General features: G+C 52.0%; 13 protein-coding genes and 1 tRNA gene. 7 read left to right on the top strand and 7 right to left on the bottom strand.

Annotated features, from left to right (window positions below):
* Positions 1-246: 246 nt before the first annotated feature.
* Positions 247-1,329, top strand: a complete 1,083-nt coding sequence (locus GJJ30_RS19870; protein WP_154176913.1) for a Gfo/Idh/MocA family protein — start codon at positions 247-249, stop codon at positions 1,327-1,329.
* Positions 1,330-1,355: 26 nt separating this feature from the next.
* Entirely contained in the window at positions 1,356-2,339 is a 984-nt protein-coding gene (locus GJJ30_RS19865) for a 3-hydroxyacyl-CoA dehydrogenase family protein (RefSeq protein WP_154176912.1), read from the top strand.
* A gap of 119 nt (positions 2,340-2,458) precedes the next feature.
* Here the strand turns inward: GJJ30_RS19865 and GJJ30_RS19860 are convergent.
* The 3 genes from GJJ30_RS19860 to GJJ30_RS19850 all read right to left on the bottom strand — a co-directional run bounded on the left by GJJ30_RS19860 (position 2,459) and on the right by GJJ30_RS19850 (position 4,104).
* A tRNA-Gln gene (locus GJJ30_RS19860) sits at positions 2,459-2,529 on the bottom strand.
* A gap of 132 nt (positions 2,530-2,661) precedes the next feature.
* Positions 2,662-3,576, bottom strand: coding sequence for an ACP S-malonyltransferase (gene fabD / locus GJJ30_RS19855; protein WP_154176911.1), 915 nt, complete (start codon positions 3,574-3,576; stop codon positions 2,662-2,664).
* 135 nt (positions 3,577-3,711) lie between these two features.
* On the bottom strand, positions 3,712-4,104 hold the full coding sequence (locus tag GJJ30_RS19850) for a thiol-disulfide oxidoreductase DCC family protein (RefSeq protein WP_154176910.1): 393 nt from the start codon (positions 4,102-4,104) through the stop codon (positions 3,712-3,714).
* 225 nt (positions 4,105-4,329) lie between these two features.
* On the opposite strand from GJJ30_RS19850, the gene GJJ30_RS19845 reads away from it, so the two are divergent.
* The 5 genes from GJJ30_RS19845 (at position 4,330) to GJJ30_RS19825 (ending at position 9,112) form a co-directional block, all read left to right on the top strand.
* The gene (locus GJJ30_RS19845) at positions 4,330-5,064 is read left to right on the top strand and encodes a succinate dehydrogenase cytochrome b subunit (RefSeq protein ID WP_154176909.1); all 735 of its coding nucleotides are present in this window, start codon (positions 4,330-4,332) and stop codon (positions 5,062-5,064) included.
* 77 nt (positions 5,065-5,141) lie between these two features.
* Complete coding sequence (locus GJJ30_RS19840; protein ID WP_310588344.1) at positions 5,142-7,079, top strand: fumarate reductase/succinate dehydrogenase flavoprotein subunit; 1,938 nt, start codon at positions 5,142-5,144, stop codon at positions 7,077-7,079.
* A 62-nt stretch (positions 7,080-7,141) separates the two neighbouring features.
* Positions 7,142-7,894, top strand: coding sequence for a succinate dehydrogenase/fumarate reductase iron-sulfur subunit (locus tag GJJ30_RS19835; protein WP_154176907.1), 753 nt, complete (start codon positions 7,142-7,144; stop codon positions 7,892-7,894).
* Positions 7,895-8,079: 185 nt separating this feature from the next.
* Positions 8,080-8,340, top strand: coding sequence for a GlsB/YeaQ/YmgE family stress response membrane protein (locus tag GJJ30_RS19830; protein ID WP_154176906.1), 261 nt, complete (start codon positions 8,080-8,082; stop codon positions 8,338-8,340).
* Between the two features lie 103 nt (positions 8,341-8,443).
* Positions 8,444-9,112, top strand: coding sequence for a TetR/AcrR family transcriptional regulator (locus tag GJJ30_RS19825; protein ID WP_154176905.1), 669 nt, complete (start codon positions 8,444-8,446; stop codon positions 9,110-9,112).
* A gap of 65 nt (positions 9,113-9,177) precedes the next feature.
* On the opposite strand, the gene GJJ30_RS19820 is transcribed toward GJJ30_RS19825, so the two are convergent.
* From GJJ30_RS19820 to GJJ30_RS19805, 4 genes are all read right to left on the bottom strand, one after another.
* Positions 9,178-10,284: a hypothetical protein gene (locus GJJ30_RS19820; protein ID WP_154176904.1), complete on the bottom strand. Its 1,107-nt coding sequence runs from the start codon at positions 10,282-10,284 to the stop codon at positions 9,178-9,180.
* Positions 10,285-10,286: 2 nt separating this feature from the next.
* Positions 10,287-10,928: an ABC transporter ATP-binding protein gene (locus tag GJJ30_RS19815; RefSeq protein WP_154176903.1), complete on the bottom strand. Its 642-nt coding sequence runs from the start codon at positions 10,926-10,928 to the stop codon at positions 10,287-10,289.
* 41 nt (positions 10,929-10,969) lie between these two features.
* Positions 10,970-12,322 (bottom strand): vanadium-dependent haloperoxidase, encoded by a 1,353-nt coding sequence (locus tag GJJ30_RS19810; RefSeq protein WP_154176902.1) that lies wholly within the window; start codon positions 12,320-12,322, stop codon positions 10,970-10,972.
* 149 nt (positions 12,323-12,471) lie between these two features.
* On the bottom strand, positions 12,472-15,912 hold the full coding sequence (locus GJJ30_RS19805; RefSeq protein WP_154176901.1) for a VCBS repeat-containing protein: 3,441 nt from the start codon (positions 15,910-15,912) through the stop codon (positions 12,472-12,474).
* Positions 15,913-15,932 lie beyond the last annotated feature (20 nt).

Raw genomic sequence — 15,932 nt, 5'->3', positions numbered from 1 at the left:
CCCTAAAGGGTAGGGCTGTTAAGTGCTGTTAAAATTTGCCCCCAACCCCCTAAAGGGGGCTTTCAAATCCAGATATTTAAGCCCCCTTTAGGGGGTTGGGGGCAACCCGGAAATTGTTACTTTGTATAACAACCACTCGAGCACTTAACAGTCCTGCCCTAAAGGGGATTTGGACAGACCTATGTTAGATGCAAAAGTTCCCTTTAGGGGCAATAAAACCCAAAAACCGATTAACCGAAATTTGTAATGTCTGATCAGTCAAAACCGTTACGCGTCCTGGTGGTGGGATGCGGAAACATGGGTTCCTCGCACGCAACGGCCTACCACAACCTGGAAGGCTTTGAAATCTGCGGCATCGTCTCCACCGGCAAAAGCAAGGAAGTGCTGAATGAAAAACTAGGGGGCGGGTATCCGCTGTTCAGCGATTTCGACAAGGCCCTGGCAACCACTCAACCGGATGCCGTTTGTATCTCCACCTATCCGGATACGCACGAGGAATTTGCGGTGAAATCGTTTGAGGCCGGGTGCCATGTTTTTATTGAAAAACCGGTCGCCGACTCGGTGGCGGGAGCTGAGCGCGTGGTGGCAGCTGCGGTGAAAGCCGGGAAAAAGCTGGTGGTCGGCTATATTTTGCGGCACCATCCGTCCTGGGAGAAATTTGTGGCGCTTTCACACGAGGTGGGAAAACCGCTCGTGATGCGAATGAACCTCAACCAGCAGAGCGACACCAGCATGTGGACGCTGCACCGGAATTTGATGAAAAGCCTCAGCCCAATCGTGGATTGCGGAGTGCATTACATCGACGTGATGTGCCAGATGACGCGTTCGAAACCGGTTCAGGTTTACGCCATAGGTGCCCGGCTGACGGACGAAATCCCCGCCGATAACTACAACTACGGCCAGCTCCAGATTCGGTTCGACGACGGGTCGGTGGGTTGGTACGAAGCGGGATGGGGACCGATGGTCAGCGAAACCGCCTTTTTTGTCAAGGATGTTTTCGGTCCGAAAGGCAGCGTTTCCATCGTAGCCAAAGAGGCCGGGGGCGAAGGCAAGTCGTCGTCCATCGAAGCGCACACCAAAACCGAGTCGATCCGGGTGCATCATTCGGATCTGGACGCCAACGAGAAATTCGCCAAACCCGATACCTGGATTAATCTGGAAGACGAGCCTGATCATCAGGAACTTTGCAACCGCGAGCAGCGGTATTTCCTGAAATCGATTCGGGAAAATATTGACCTGACGGATCACATGCATGACGCCGTCAACAGCCTGCGGATTGCTTTTGCCTGTGACGAATCGGTGCGGACGGGCCAGGTTGTTGTCCTGTAAGTGAACGAGTTAACCAGATTTTACGAATGACCCTTATTCCGCAAGAAATTCCGGTTGGCATCGTTGGCCTTGGGCTGATGGGATGCAGCATTACCACCTGTTTACTGATTGCGGGGCATCCCGTGGTGGCCGTCGCGCCGATTCCCGACGATCTGATCCACGCCCTGACCCGGATTCAGGATCACCTCGAACGATCGCTGCAGCACGGTTTGATCGATCAGCAACCGGATCATTATTTAAGTAATCTGATCATTACCGAGGATTATCAGGAACTTCGACCCTGTCAGCTGGTGATCGAGTGTACCATCGAAAACCGGGCGATCAAGGAGTCGGTGTACCAGAAAGTGGAGCGGGTGATTGCGCCCGACGCGCTGCTGGCGAGCAATACGTCGGCCATTCCGATCAGCGTGTTGCAGAAACTGACGCAGCATCCGAAGCGGTTTTTTGGCCTGCACTGGGCCGAACCTGCCCACACGACCCGATTTCTGGAAATCATATGCGGAGACGACAGCGCGGTTTCGCAGGGCGAGTATCTGTACGAGCTGGCTCATTTTTGGCGGAAAGAACCGATTCTGGTCCGGAAAGACATTGCCGGTTTTATCACCAACCGCCTGATGTACGCCATGTACCGGGAAGCGATCAGTCTGGTCGAAAATGGTTACGCGACGGTGGAGGATGTGGACCGTTCGTGCCGCAACAACGCGGGCTATTTCATGACGCTGGTGGGCGTTTTCCGCTGGATGGATCTAACGGGCGTTCCGGCTTATCATACCGTGATGAAAGACCTGCTGCCGACGCTCAACAACAGCACGGAAGTCCCCAAACTGATTGATGACATTGTCAAAAGTGGCGGCAGGGGAGTAGCCAACGCGCACGGTTTTTACGAATACACGCCGGAAGAAGCCCGGCTTTGGGAGGAAACTTTTACAGAGTTCAGTTTCAAAATCCGCGAGATCGCCCTGCAATATCCGGCCGATTATGTGAAGAAAAAGCTGAAAGAGCAAGAATAAGGTGGAATCAATGCACTGAGAATCAGAAGTGTGGTCTGCTCTTCTTCGATCAAATGGTCAGCTTAAAAATAATAAAACCGCTAATTCTTAACGAGTTAGCGGTTTTTATTTTTTGTCAGTTGCCGGGGAAGGATTCGAACCCTCACAAACAGAACCAAAATCTGTCGTCCTACCCTTAGACGACCCGGCAATTGCGAGTGCAAAGATAGCGTTTCTGCACTAAAAAAAGCAAGTAGACCAATAAAAAAGTTAGGAGTGAAGAGTGAAGAGTTATGAATTTTCAGCTCGCGTTAGCTAACTCTTCACTTTTAACTCCTAACTCTTAACTAATTACGCCCTGCGTTTCGGCGGTTGGAAGTATTTTTTTGACGAGTCCCTGAAGAACTTTACCCGGTCCACATTCGACAAAAACCGTAGCGCCATCAGCGCCCATCACTTCCACAGACTGGGTCCAGCGAACCGGAGCGGTGAGTTGGGCGATCAGATTTGTTTTGATGACTTCGACATCGGTGGCCGGTTTGGCGTTCACGTTCTGGTAAATCGGGCAGCGCGGCTGGCTGAACGGCGTCGTCTGGATGGCGTGCGCCAGTTCTTCGCGGGCCGGTTCCATCAGGGGGGAGTGAAAGGCTCCGCCCACCTGCAGGGGCAGCACCCGTTTGGCACCGGCCGCTTTCAGTTTTTCACCTGCCAGCCGGACACCCTCCAGCGACCCGGAAATCACCACCTGACCGGGGCAATTGTAGTTGGCCGGAATCACCACTTCGGTAAATTTCGATTCGGTGGCTACTTCCAGACAGATCCGCTCAATGGTCGCATCGTCGAGGCCCAACACGGCCGCCATCGTCGACGGATTGAGCTCACAGGCTTTCTGCATAGCGCTGGCCCGCTGTGCCACCAGCCGCAAACCGTCTTCGAACGACAAACCACCAGCCGCTACCAGGGCCGAAAATTCACCCAGCGAATGCCCGGCCACCATCGAAACGTCGAACCGATCGGGCGCAAAGTCCTCCACGGTTTGGGCCAGAATAACAGAATGCAGAAAAATGGCGGGTTGCGTCACATTCGTCTGTTTCAACTCCTCCTCGGTGCCTTCGAACATCACCTTCGTGATTTCAAAGCCAAGAATGTGATTGGCCTGCTCGAACAGGTACTTCGCTTTTTCGGATTGCTGGTACAATCCCAGTCCCATGCCGGTAAACTGCGCTCCCTGACCGGGGAAAATATAGGCTTTTTTCATAGTCTAAATAGTGTCTAGAACTGGGATTACGCGGATTAAAGGATTAAGAGGATTGCCTACTGAAATCTTTTATATCCCAATTAATCCTTTAATCCGCGTAATCCCAGTTCAGACAAAGTAACAGGCTTCCGGTAATTATTCCAAAAAACGCGCCTTTAACTCCGGAGTGGGCAGGCGGCAGGCATCCAGTTTACCGAAAAACCGGTAGCGGTTTCGGGCAATCAGATCGTAAGCCGCATCGCGCAAAAACCGGGGGATGATTCTGAAAACGGTTAAAACCGGCCAGGCTCCGCTCAGGTGCCGGGCAATCGCCAGGGCGGCATCGGACTTGACGAGCGACTGCCCGTTTCGGATCAGTACGATACTGTCTACGGGACTATTCGCGGGCGGGTAGCGGTTTAGCAACTCCCGACCGGTTTCGGATTGCAGGGCCACAAACCGGAAGCGGTTTTTCGGGTCGTGGTCAATAATGAAATTGACGGCACCATTGCATAAATTGCAGACGCCATCAAAGGCAATAATCTCCATGCTGAGTTGCTTAAAATAATCCTATTCTTATTCGATAACGGGAGAACAGAATTAGAGATTCATATGTTACCCAATAGAGGAAGTTAGCAACCTTTTATTGATTCCAAATAAGCGTAAAAAAACGGGGTTTTTTTGGTTCGAATTGCTTTGTGCTGTAGTTTTGACCTCTACGAATCGGTTAATTTTCAAGCCGGTTTACTACACATTTTTTTTTGATTTCGCTATATGTCTTGGGTAACAACAACACTTTCCAGCTCCCTCGGTCGCAAAGTTGTCATGTCGCTGACGGGGCTGTTTTTGTGCTCGTTCCTGATTGTTCACCTGGTTGGGAACCTGCAATTGTTCAAAGGCGATGAGGGCCAGTCCTTCAATGAGTACAGCTACTTTATGACGCACAATCCGGTCATTAAAACCATTTCTTACCTGCTGTACACATCCATTATCGTTCATGCCGTGATGGCGCTGGTGCTGACACGGCACAATCAGGCTTCGCGTCCCGTTAAATATGCTTACCAGAAACCGGAAGCCAACAGCCACTGGACGTCGCGGAACATGGGGATTCTGGGAACTATCATTCTGATTTTCATCGTCATTCACATGCGGACGTTCTGGTATACGATGCACTTCGGACCGGTCGTTCTGAACGGTGAGACGGTCACGGCGGGATCGATTCCGGAAGTAACGTACGACGGCGAACCGATCAAAAACCTGTATGCCGTAACGACCTTTGCGTTCTCGTACCTCTGGTATGTGGTGCTGTATGTGGTGTCGATGGTGGCCTTGTCATTTCACCTCGTACACGGTTTTCAAAGCGGTTTCCAGACATTGGGGCTGCGCCATAAAAAGTACTCTCCGCTTATCGAGTTTTTGGGTACCTACGGATTTGGAGTCGTCATTCCGGCCCTGTTTGCCGCCATGCCGGTTTTCATTTACCTGAAAGTGCACCACATTCTTTTTTAATCAGCACAGGGTTTTATTGAAGTAGAATTGAACCGTATCTGTCTATGATCGACGTACTAGAAGAGCAAGAAACCGGAATCAAGCTGGACTCAAAGGCTCCGGAAGGCCCCTTAGCTGAAAAGTGGGCGAAACATAAATTTAACCTGAAGCTGGTCAACCCGGCCAACAAACGGAAATACGAGATTATCGTTGTCGGAACCGGTCTGGCCGGGGCGTCGGCTGCGGCTGCATTGGGCGAACTGGGCTACAACGTCAAGGCGTTCTGCTTTCAGGACAGCCCGCGCCGGGCGCACAGTATTGCGGCTCAGGGCGGTATCAACGCGGCTAAAAATTACCAGAACGACGGCGACAGCGTTTTCCGGCTGTTCTACGACACCATCAAAGGGGGTGACTACCGGGCGCGTGAAAGCAACGTTCACCGGCTGGCCGAAGTCAGTGTCAACATCATCGACCAGTGCGTGGCGCAGGGCGTTCCGTTTGCCCGTGAATACGGCGGAGCGCTGGCCAACCGGTCTTTCGGTGGTTCGCAGGTATCGCGGACGTTCTACGCGCGGGGCCAGACCGGTCAGCAGTTGCTGCTGGGGGCTTACAGTGCGCTGAGCCGTCAGGTCGCCAACGGGAAAGTGAAATTGTTCCCGCGCACCGAAATGCTCGACCTCGTTATTGAAGGGGGGAAAGCGCGCGGTATCATCACCCGCAACCTGGTTACCGGTAAAATCGAATCCCACTCGGGACATGCGGTTTTGCTGTGTACGGGCGGTTACGGCAACGTTTTTTACCTGTCGACCAACGCGATGGGTTCCAACGTAACGGCGGCCTGGCGGGCCCACAAAAAAGGGGCGTTGTTTGGCAATCCGTGCTTCACGCAAATCCACCCGACCTGTATCCCGGTCAAAGGAAAATACCAGTCGAAGCTGACGCTGATGTCGGAGTCGCTGCGGAACGACGGCCGGGTTTGGGTACCGAAAACGAAAGAAATAGCCGAGAAAGTCCAGAAAGGCGAAATCAAGGCGAAAGATATCAAGGAAGAAGACCGCGATTATTTCCTGGAACGCCGGTATCCGTCGTTCGGGAACCTGGTGCCGCGCGACGTGGCTTCGCGAAACGCGAAAAACGTCTGCGACGAAGGCCGGGGCGTTGCGGCCTCGGGTCTGGCGGTTTACCTCGACTTTGCCGATGCGATTAAACGCGACAGCAAAAAGGTGATTGAAGCCAAATACGGCAACCTTTTTGAGATGTACGAGAAAATCGTGGACGAAGATCCGTACGAAACGCCGATGAAAATTTACCCCGCCGTTCACTACACGATGGGCGGTTTGTGGGTCGATTACAACCTGATGACGAACGTTCCGGGTCTGTATGCGCTGGGCGAAGCCAACTTCTCCGATCACGGAGCCAACCGGCTGGGTGCTTCGGCGCTGATGCAGGGGCTGGCCGACGGTTATTTCGTCATTCCGTATACGCTGGGCGACTACCTGGCGACGATCGGCCCGGCCGATAAAATCCCGACGACGCACCCGGCTTTCAAAGATGCCGAGCAAACCGTGAATGACACGATTTCGCGCATGCTGTCGATCAAAGGCGACAAAACCGCTGAAGAATTCCACCGGCAGTTGGGCCACATCATGTGGGAATATTGCGGAATGGCGCGGAACGCGGAAGGACTGGCGAAAGCCAAGAAGATGATTCAGGACCTGCGCAAGGAATTCTGGACCAACCTGCGGTTGACCGGCAGCGACATGGAACTGAATCCGGCGCTGGAACAGGCATCCCGCGTGGCTGACTTCCTCGAACTGGGCGAACTGATGGTCGACGACGCACTGAACCGGAATGAATCCTGTGGAGGCCACTTCCGGGAGGAATATTCGACCGAAGACGGTGAGGCCAAACGCGACGACGAGCATTATACCTACGTGGCGGCCTGGGAATACAAAGGCCCGAATCAGCCCGAAAAGCTGCACAAGGAAATGCTGAAGTTTGAGACCGTTAAACTGACACAGCGGAGTTATAAATAAGGGTTAAACGTTTAAGGTTTAACAAGTAACGGTTTAAACCTTAGGCTCAGACGTCATACAAAATGAATATTGCCTTAAAAGTCTGGAGACAAAAAAATAGCCAAACACCAGGCAAAATGGTGGATTATAAACTGTCGGATGTTTCGCCGGATATGTCTTTTCTGGAAATGTTCGACGTTTTGAACGAAGAATTATCCCACAAAGGGGAAGAACCGGTGGCGTTTGATCACGACTGTCGCGAAGGAATCTGCGGCATGTGCTCGATGTACATCAATGGCCGGCCCCACGGTCCGGAAACCGGTACGACCACCTGCCAGCTGCACATGCGGAGTTTCAACGATGGCGATACCATCGTGGTGGAACCCTGGCGGGCACGGGCCTTTCCGGTGATCAAGGATTTGGTGGTTGATCGTGAAGCGTTCGATCGGATTATTCAGGCCGGTGGGTATGTTTCGGTGAACACGGGTTCGGCACCGGATGCCAACGACATCCTGATTCCGCGCGAAATTGCGGATGAAGCGATGGATGCGGCCCAATGTATCGGTTGTGGAGCCTGCGTTGCCGCCTGTAAAAACGCGTCAGCGATGCTTTTTACGGCTGCCAAGATTTCTCAGCTGGCGGTTTTGCCGCAAGGTCACGCCGAACACCAGCTACGGGCCGAACGCATGGTGGCTCAGATGGACGCCGAAGGTTTCGGAGCCTGCTCGTTCACGGGCGCCTGTTCAGTGGAATGTCCAAAATCCATTTCGCTGGATCACATCGCCCGGTTGAACCGCGAATACCTGGGTGCAAAATTGGCATCGAACAACGCATAAACAGTCCCTCGGGTTTACTCTTAGAACGCCCGTCCAGCATGGTCGGGCGTTTTTTGTTACCATTTCTAGAAAAATAGAACATCAAGTGTGACTTCGAAGCGGATTCCGCGTCTGGATAAAACAATCATTCTAATCGATTGACGTAAAGTGCGTTCATTTTATCCATTTTAAAAATCTCGGAAGTCATGGGAATTCTTGTTACCATCTTAGTGGGAGCCGTAGCGGGCTGGTTGGCCGACCTGGTTTTCAAACGTTTTTCTTTCTCAATCTGGATTCAGATTCTACTCGGAATTGCAGGTAGCTTTGTGGGTAGCTGGCTGTTAGGCAGCGACTTACAAACCGTACTGGGACTCTCCGAATTACCCGCCCGGATTCTGACGGCCTTCCTCGGAGCTCTGGTGATTTTGGGGATTATGGCGCTCATCAAAAGCCGTCAGAACGCGTAACGGCGGTGTGATGATTCGTTTCTGAAGATTTTTGTAACTTCTATGTGACTTTTTTGATCGCCTTGCGTCTGATTAGTGACTGAAAGCTAATAATCTCTTACCGATGGAAAAATTAAAACGCAACCGTGCGCAAACTTCACAAAGAATTATTAATGCCCTTGAAGAAGTGATCGCAGAAAAAGGGATTGAGGGAATTGGGATCAACCGAATTTCTGAAAAAGCCGGAGTCAGTAAGGTACTCATCTATCGCTATTTTGGTGGCCTGGACGGACTTCTGACTCATTACATTAAAATGGGGCGATTGTTTCCGTTACTCAGTCCGGCCACGCTGGAGCAACTGCGTCCGGTTCACGAGAATGATCTATCCAAACTTTGGTATAAACAATTGGTACACACCTACCGGTTTTTCCGGCAGTTCCCGGCGGCTTTCCAGGTCCTGAAAGCAACGGTAGCCGAAGAGAGCCAGATGGCCGCCGAGGCCAGTGCCGCCTACGACGAAGAACTGACCCGGATGGTTGGTCAGCTTGCCTACGTAAAGGGCGCTGATTTTCAGGCAGTTTCGGCAATTATGACCGGCGCCATGTCGTACTTGACGCTTTTGTCGAAAAATAACCGGACGATGATCGGGATTAATCTCTCGACCGAAGAAGGCTGGCACCGAATCGAAGAAGCCGTGCGCGTTATTTATACCGCCCTAAACCGCATGGCGGTACAATCCGAAAATGTGTCGCTGGAAGTGCATCAGACGGGCGTTCCGTCCACGTACTGGTAAGAAATTGCTATTACTATTTTCTCTGTCCAAACCGATAGTCGCTTTAAAAGGCGCTATCGGTTTTTTTATTCTGTCTCCCCGGTTTCCCAGGATGAGTTGTAATACTTGAAAACGAATAGCGCCGAAGCTGCGATCAGGCTGGTAACGGCTAGTCCCCAGACCGGCAATCGGTACATAATCAGCAAAAAACAGGCGATAATCGGCCAGAATAACCGGCCCATAAACCGGTCGCGGTCGTGGTGTCGGGACAGCAGGGTAACGTATTGCAGCATCAATAAACCAAGCCCAAACGCCCAAACGCCGATTATAGCTGGAACGGAAACCTCCTTCGGGTGATTATAAATCAGCAAAACCGCTTCGGGGCTGACAATCAATGCAATGATTCCGACGTAATTCATTAGCCGCCTGGTGATTGACAGGGGCAAATTGCGTAATAAAAGTAACTGGGTCGCTTCAAATTGATACAGTTCAAAAATAATCCCCGCGTGAAAAGCCGCCGACAGCAACATGCCCAGGGAAAGTAAACGAATGTCATAGTCGTCAGTAGGGTAGAGGGCCAGCACCCCGATGGTTACCAGACAGGAACCGGTTTTTGTCAGCAACAGGGTTGCTGGTTGGTCACGGAAGAGGTAGCGAACGAAAAATAAACTGTACGGTGTACTCAGCCGTTGCCGGAGCCAGGCACCCAGATTGCCGGTGAACTGCTCCAGATTCGGGTTCCGCAACACCCGTTCTACGAACGGCAATGGCAGAATTGAGAAAATTCCAACCGCCAGCAGGATGATTCCGTTGGCCAGTGTCGTGTTTTGCCTGCTGCCGACCCAAAGGACAAAACCGGCATACAGGATAACGGGAGCCAGCAATTGCAGGTGGAGTAAATACAGAATAATTACGCGTTTGACGGGCGGGATGAGCCGGAAAAGTTGCAACAAATCCGTAGTTTGGAAAAGCCGCAGGCTGAACCGGATGGCGTAAACCGTATAGAGCAGCCAGCACACAAGGTAGCCCGTCAGAAAGAAAACGTCATGTACCGCGTACGTGGCGAGTGCAATGTGCTCGTTGGAACTCAGAAAGCCGAAACCGAGCATCAAAACCACGATGAACAGGCCGGTATTTTGCAGGTAAAACTGGCGCACGATCAGCTTTTCCGGGAGCGTCCATAAGGCAGTCATAATCAGGCTGGTTGTGCGATGAGCGACAGAGTTTGTTGTTGCACAATCCAGACCGAATCGACCGGTAATTCCGAAGGGTCAACGTCCTGGTGCGTCGACAGCAGAAAACTCACGCCCTGCTGACGTTGTTGCCGGATGCGTTCGATGACGACCCGCGTAGTTGCGTGGTCGAGCGTGATGAGCGGTTCGTCGAGCAGAATAAGGTGCGGTTTTCCCAGAAAAGCCAGCACCAGCGACGTTTTTTTGAGCATCCCGCTCGAATACGTGCCGATCGGCGTTTTCATAAAATCCCGGATTCCGAACAATTCAATCAACTCGTCGACCTGCTGATCGGGCGCACGTTTGGTGGCAGCCACCCAGCGGATCAGCTCCCAGGCCGTCAGAAATTGGGGGTAAACAGGTTCGGCTTCGCCGTAATTAACCCGCAGGCGGTAATCGACCGGTTGCTTTCGGATGTCATATTTTTCATCCAGGATCAGCGTTCCTTCGAACGGTAGCAGGCCCGCAACGGACCGAAAAAAGGTTGTTTTCCCCGAACCGTTGCGGCCTTTTATCCAATGAATACCCGGCGGGAAATCGGCCTGCGGAATCGCCAGCACCAACCGGTTGTGGTACGATTTACTAAAATCCCGGATGGTCAACATGGACAAGATGGTGGTGATTGATATAGTAAATAGGGCCTGAATTACCGTCCGAGGGCAACCTGTTTCTTGGGAGCTAGTTTTTCCACCACGTACTCACCGACTTTCCGGCCTTGCACATTGCCGAGTTCCAGGGCATCGCGGAAGTGAATCCCGCCGTATAACCGGCTATAGGAAGCTTCAATTGCGGCATCCCGGAACGACTTGAACGAGCGCACTCCGTGGCCGTACGGGTTTTCCGTCGAGTCGGTGAAGGCAACATTATCGCCGTACAGCAGGGTCAATACTTCGGCGGCAGCGGCTGAAATCACGCTGTGGCCGCTGGTATATTCCGGAAACGGCGGAGTCTGGAGGTAGGGCGTCCACTTCGGATCGATAAATTTGTTGATCACGGTTTCGGGCCGGATGCGGTTACTGCGGTATTTTTCATCCCAGCAACTGATAAAACCGTCGGCCAGGGCAAAGGCGGTCAGGGTGTAAGCCTGTACGCTCTTGGCAAAATCCGCTTTTTGCTGTCGGGCAATGGTTGCCGCAATGGCCAGCCAGTGACCGCCCGGCGTCATTTTTTTGGAAGCGTACGAAACGTGCCCGGCCACATTCATCACGAAGGCATTATCGTCCCAGAAAAACGCAATTTTACGCTGTTCCTCGGTTTGATGGATACCTAACTGATACACTTCGTCGGCCAGCTTGTAGAACGGACTTCCCTTCGTCATGTTATACGGTATGGCTTTGGGCGGCATAAATTGCGAGCAGGTATCCATCACCCAGCAGCGGATTTTCATCCATTTCGGCTCGGCGGCTTCCATGTAGGCCGGGGGCGTTGGCACCCAGGTCCCTTCCGCGTTGGTAACGGTGTGTTTAAAACCGCGCGTTTGCTTGTACGAATCCTTGCTCGCAAACTCCATGATGTGTTTGGCGACGGCTTCCCCGTACGCCATCGAACGCTCGATTACGTCGTCGGGAACGCCAATGGCCTTATAATCATCATAAAATTTCTTTTCAAAACCGTCGAACATATCGCCGGAAAACGTCAAATTGCGGCCAACGGTTAGAAAAGCCCGGGTGCTGGCGAGCGGAAAACAGTATTCCTGACCCGGTTCGGGCTTGGGTGGGGCGGTAAAGTTTCGAAGTTTTCCGCTCAGCGATTCATAACCCGACTGACCCGGCACCATCGCTTCATAACCGGCCAGATTGGCGTAGCCATAAATCCGGCTGGCAACCGGTGGTGAGAAAATGTCGTGGATAATAACGTCCGTCAACTGTTTGACACACTGGTGATAACGTTCCGGTTCGGCGGCTTTGGCGTTGTATTCTTCGGGCGTGGCTTTGGGCTGGCAACCGGCAAAAATCCACAAGCCAACTAGAAAGAAAACCCACAGTTTATCGTTTTTCATGAACTGCACGAATCAATAAGTACAAGAGGACTACAAATTTACCTTAAAAAAGGTATATCTGATACACAAGACCTTCTCAAAGATTATGGATTATGAATGATGAACGATGAATGGTTGGATGCGGTAGCTCATTCGTCGTCAGTCATTCTTCATTTTTTTCGAAACACCTGCATCGTCGTGTCGTTGCGGGCAACGAGCCACAGCGGCACACCGGAAACCCGAATCGGTTTGATGTCGCGGACTTCACCGTCGAGCAGAAAACCGCTCGCAAACGGCGATAAAGCTGTAAACCGGTTCGAATTAGCCGCTTTTCTTCCGTTATTTTTGAGGAATAAGCCGTAATTGGCATCATAGCGCCCCTGATATGTACTGACCCCGTAGAAATTTCCACCCGCCAGCACATCCGGAAAACCGTCGTTGTCGATATCGTCGGCCCGGAGGGCAAACAACTTGGAAACCTGCGCCAGCATCGGCAAGGTATGAACTACAAAATGGCCATTGCCTTGATTTTCAAGGTAAACCGAGGCAAACTGATTGACTTCGTGTTCTTCGGCGTCTTTCAATTCGCTGCTTTCAAATAACTCATCGACCGGTTTTCCGGCAAAAGCCGTGTAGTTCGTAAACCGCTTGTTGATAATGGACGGCATCTGTTTGCCCAATTCATCTTTAAAATTGACCGGAAACCAGTTTTTTCCATTGCGCTGGTAGGCCAGGACCTGATCGACGCTACCGTTTTTGTCAAAATCCTTCACCCACATTTTCAGGCGTGGTTCGGGTTGCTTAATGAATTTGGTATTCAGTCCGAGATTACCGGCGACCAGATCCAGATCACCGTCGCGGTCGAAATCGGCAGCGGTCAAACACTGCCAGAAACCGTTCAGGGGCGTATTTTCGTCGGTAATGCTTTTAACCGCTTCCAGTTTTCCCTTCTGGTTGGCGAACACGCGAATGGGCATCCAGTCGCCGGCCACCACCAGATCGAGGTCTTTGTCCTGGTCGTAATCCATCCAGATTGCATCCGTCACCAGCCCGGCTTTCCGCAGTTCCGGTGCCAGTTGATCCGTTTTATCCGTAAAACGGCCTTTTCCGTCATTGATCAGCAGGTAGGAATTCGGAATTTTTCCGTACGCAAACGCCGTCACGCGGCCACCAACGAACAAATCCAAATCGCCGTCTCCGTCCAGATCGACCGGCCGAACGCAGCTTTTGTTGTCGTACATCGGCGGCAAACCGGTCGAACGGCTGAAATTTCCTTTGCCGTCGTTCAAATACAGGCGGTCGAATTGCTCAGTCATTTTCTCGAAAAATTCGTTGCCACCCGAAACCACGTACAAATCCAGATCCTTATCGCCATCAGCATCAAAGAAAACCGCATCAACGTCCTCGTAGGTCGAATCCGCCTGAAAAACCGGCTGGTAACTGGTCCTAAACCGCCCGTCGGGCTGCTGAATCTGCAAACTGCCGGGTTGCCATTTGGCACCGGCCGCGTAAAAATCGTCCCGCCCGTCACCATTGACGTCGCCAACGGCCAGCCTGGGGCCCTCCGCTGACACCTTGAACGGCATCAACGATTCGCGGACAAAATCGAAATAGGTATTTTCGTGGTGTTGATACGCAATGGGCGTCTGATTGGTAACGTCCTCAAAGAGCGGTTTGGGGTCCGGGGCTGTGAATCGAAACGGGCCAACATCCTGCCGGGCCGCCGTTTGCTTCAGCGTCAGCGTTTGATTGGCTTTTACGCCGGTTTGAATTTCCATTTTCTGGTTCGGCCAGATCACGATCAGTGAATCGACAGTAGCAGTTTCACCCAAACCAAACGTCAAAACCGGCTCAACGGACGATTCAAAACCGCGCGTTGGCATCAGTTGCTGGAGCTGCAAACCGGTTTTTGTTTTCAGAACCACTTTTGCTCCCACGCCAAACGCGTTCGGCGAATCACCCTGAAGCCTGATTTTCAGGTAGTGATGATTGGGAAACAGTTCGTTCGCCTGATTCTGATAGAGATCGGCCGGGTCGTTGATGTTGTTCGTAACCAGATCCAGATCGCCGTCGTTGTCCAGATCGGCATAAACCGCCCCGTTCGAAAAGGTCGGTTTTTCAAAACCCCACGCTAGTGATTTGTCGGCAAACCGGAGGTCAGACGAACCTTTGTATAAATAGTTATGCACCTTGCCTTCAGGCATCAGCGAAATCGCCTTTTGATCGACGGATTTGGACGTTTCCATCGCATACCGCAACGAGTCGTCGGACGCGTATTTCACATAATCAAGGTCGTTGGGCCGCCGGGCAATCCCGTTGGAAATGAAAAGATCCTTGATGCCGTCGTTGTCGTAATCGGCCAGCAGGGGCGACCAGCTCCAGTCGGTAGCGGCAACACCAGCCATCGCCCCAACTTCGATGAATTTTTTACCTGACTGACTGATTTGTAAACAGTTGCGGCTGTACTGGTTCATGTAACCGAAGCTCAGTTTGTAGAGATAAATATCCAGCGGATCTTCGCCCAGCGACATTTTCTCGACGGTTTCGTCTTCGGGATACATATCGAGCGTGACCACATCCGGATAACCATCGTTATTGACATCGGCCACATCGTTGCCCATCGAAAACCGGCTGACGTGTGCAAACGCCTTCCGAACACTTTCTGTAAAACCGCCCTTGCCGTTGTTGATGTAGTAGTAATCGTCCTCGTGAAAATCGTTGGAAACGTAAATATCTTCCCAGCCATCGTTGTTCAGATCCGCTACCGAAATGCCCAGTCCATACCCCATTGCCGCCCCAAAAATCCCGGCCTGCTCGCTGACGTTGGTGAAATGCGGTTTTTGGGCAGAGGGCAGAGGGGTAAGGGCATGGGGCGGAGGGGCGGAGAGGTTCTCATTTGCTCCCACCCCTCTGCCCTTATCCCTCTGCCCCATGCTCTTTGCTAAATCATTCCGAAACAGGTAATCACCGGATTCATTCTGGCGTAGATTCCGGGCGGTGACGCGGTCGTAGCTGCGGGAGGTATGGACGGCGTGGTTGAGCAGGTAGCAATCCAGATCGCCATCGTGGTCGTAGTCGAAGAAAGCAGCTTGCGTCGAAAAACCGGTAAAGTCCAATCCGTATTCGGCGGCTTTTTCAGTAAATGTGCCGTCCTGATTGTTGATATACAGCTCGTTAGAACCTTCCAGTCCTTTGAAATTACCGACGGCGCACACGTAAATATCCAGCCAGCCATCGCCGTTGACGTCGGCCATCGTGACACCCGTCTGCCAATCCGAAAAGCCCTCGACCCCGGCTTTCTGCGTGATGTCTTCGAACTTCATTCCGCCTTTGTTGAGATAAAGCCTGTTTTTGCCCTGGTTCGAGACAAAATACAGATCGCTCAGCCCGTCGTTGTTGATGTCGCCAGCGGCCACACCCGCGCCGTTGTAGAAATACAGGTAATCGATGATGTTAAACTGATCGGTATTCTGAACCCGATTGACAAAACCGATGCCCGTCCGGGTCGAATCCAGCGATTGAAAAAGCGGTTTTTCGGACGAAGAACCCAACTGTTTGCAACCAGATGTCAGTAACGTTACGGTTATAAAAAAGAGACTGAGTTGTTTCATAATCAATTTCTGAACCGGGA

Origin of the sequence: Larkinella terrae, assembly GCF_009668025.1 — a bacterium.
Classification (GTDB): domain Bacteria; phylum Bacteroidota; class Bacteroidia; order Cytophagales; family Spirosomataceae; genus Larkinella; species Larkinella terrae.
This window is presented reverse-complemented; position numbering and strand designations above follow the sequence as displayed.

Bases quoted from the DNA above. Each gene is read 5' to 3' on its own strand.
- GJJ30_RS19850 (WP_154176910.1), bottom strand. From the start codon at position 4,104: ATGGAGATTATTGCCTTTGATGGCGTCTGCAATTTATGCAATGGTGCC.
- GJJ30_RS19835 (WP_154176907.1), top strand. From the start codon at position 7,142: ATGAATATTGCCTTAAAAGTCTGGAGACAAAAAAATAGCCAAACACCA.
- GJJ30_RS19825 (WP_154176905.1), top strand. From the start codon at position 8,444: ATGGAAAAATTAAAACGCAACCGTGCGCAAACTTCACAAAGAATTATT.
- GJJ30_RS19820 (WP_154176904.1), bottom strand. From the start codon at position 10,284: ATGACTGCCTTATGGACGCTCCCGGAAAAGCTGATCGTGCGCCAGTTT.
- GJJ30_RS19810 (WP_154176902.1), bottom strand. From the start codon at position 12,322: ATGAAAAACGATAAACTGTGGGTTTTCTTTCTAGTTGGCTTGTGGATT.
- GJJ30_RS19805 (WP_154176901.1), bottom strand. From the start codon at position 15,912: ATGAAACAACTCAGTCTCTTTTTTATAACCGTAACGTTACTGACATCT.
- GJJ30_RS19870 (WP_154176913.1), top strand. From the start codon at position 247: ATGTCTGATCAGTCAAAACCGTTACGCGTCCTGGTGGTGGGATGCGGA.
- GJJ30_RS19830 (WP_154176906.1), top strand. From the start codon at position 8,080: ATGGGAATTCTTGTTACCATCTTAGTGGGAGCCGTAGCGGGCTGGTTG.
- GJJ30_RS19865 (WP_154176912.1), top strand. From the start codon at position 1,356: ATGACCCTTATTCCGCAAGAAATTCCGGTTGGCATCGTTGGCCTTGGG.
- GJJ30_RS19845 (WP_154176909.1), top strand. From the start codon at position 4,330: ATGTCTTGGGTAACAACAACACTTTCCAGCTCCCTCGGTCGCAAAGTT.
- fabD (WP_154176911.1), bottom strand. From the start codon at position 3,576: ATGAAAAAAGCCTATATTTTCCCCGGTCAGGGAGCGCAGTTTACCGGC.
- GJJ30_RS19815 (WP_154176903.1), bottom strand. From the start codon at position 10,928: ATGTTGACCATCCGGGATTTTAGTAAATCGTACCACAACCGGTTGGTG.